This is a genomic window from Streptomyces sp. adm13(2018) (genome assembly GCF_008042145.1).
Classification (GTDB): Bacteria; Actinomycetota; Actinomycetes; order Streptomycetales; family Streptomycetaceae; genus Streptomyces.
In genome coordinates this window covers 1-1,340 of sequence record NZ_RDBH01000252.1, presented here as the reverse complement: position 1 = coordinate 1,340, position 1,340 = coordinate 1, and the positions used below count along the sequence as shown (strand labels likewise).

Annotated in this window: 1 protein-coding gene; it reads right to left on the bottom strand. The window is 76.1% G+C overall.

The genetic code is table 11. From position 1 onward, the window contains the following. The coding region (locus EAO70_RS36215) for a sensor histidine kinase (protein ID WP_261993230.1) at window positions 1–1,058 on the bottom strand (1,058 nt) is incomplete at its 3' end. Window positions 1,059–1,340: the final 282 nt, after the last annotated feature.

Genomic DNA, 1,340 nt, shown 5'->3' with positions numbered 1-1,340 from the left:
CCTCCCCCCGGCCTCGGACGTGCGGTGAGCGTCCCCCCGTGCGCCGCCGCGATCTCCCGGACCAGCGAAAGACCGATCCCCGAGCCGCCCCCGCGCGATCGGAACCGTTCGGTCAGCTCCGGCAGCTCCTCCGCCGCCACGCCCGGCCCCCGGTCCGCCACCGACACCGTGTGCCCCCGCACACCGACGTCGATCTCCGCCCCACCGTGCGGATCGTCCGGCGTGCGCCCGTGGCGCAGCGCGTTGTCCAGCAGGTTCCGCACGGCCACGCGCGTGAGCGCGGGATCGGCGTCCACCACCGACTCGTCGAGCCGCATCGTGAGCGTGAGCCGGGCGGGCGGCAGCTCCCCGCACGCGTCCTCCACCAGCTGGTCGAGGCGGAGCGGCACCGGGCTGAACGAGGCCGCCGAGTCCTGGAGCCGCCCCCGGGTCAGTACGTTCTCCACGACGTCGGTCAGCCGGTCGGTGGCCCGCCGGATCCGCGGCAGATGCGTGGGCAGGTTCCTCGGGTCCGTCCCCGCCACGTCCATCGAGCTCCGCATGATCGCCACCGGGGTGCGCAGCTCGTGCGCGGCGTCGGCGAGCAGCCGCTCCTGGGCTTCGAGCGCCCGCCACGCGGGCCGCAGGCTGCGCCCCGAGAGGAGGTGGCCGGTGAAGGCGGCGAGCAGGGTGAGGAGTCCGGAGCCGGTGAGGACCGCGTACGTCAGACGGGTGTGCTCGGCCATCCGCCGTCCGGGATCCCCGATGACGACGACGGCGCCGGTCGTCTGCTGGGTCTCGTCGTGGTAGATCGGCCGGGCCACGGCGTAGGCGGTCCGGTCCCCGGCCGGGACCTCCTCGCGCAGCGTGACGTCCTCGTCCATGGCGGTACGGGCCAGGGCGGCGATCCGTTCGTCGGAGACGGGGAGGGAACGGCTCCCGGAGGTGAAGACCCGGTCGAGCCCGCCCGGCGGATTCCACCGGTCCGGCCGGGCGGGGGTGCGGGCCGGTGGAGCCGGCCGGGCGACCGCTTCGGCGCGCCCGGCGGGCTCCAGCGGCCCTCGCCCGGCCGGCTCCACCGGCCGCACCCCCGCCCGGCGGATTCCACCGGTCCGGCCGGGCCCGGCGGGCTCGACCGGGTCTTCACCTCCGGGAGCCGTTCCCTCCCCGTCTCCGACGAACGGATCGCCGCCCTGGCCCGTACCGCCATGGACGAGGACGTCACGCTGCGCGAGGAGGTCCCGGCCGGGGACCGGACCGCCTACGCCGTGGCCCGGCCGATCTACCACGACGAGACCCAGCAGACGACCGGCGCCGTCGTCGTCATCGGGGATCCCGGACGGCGGATGGCCGAGCACACC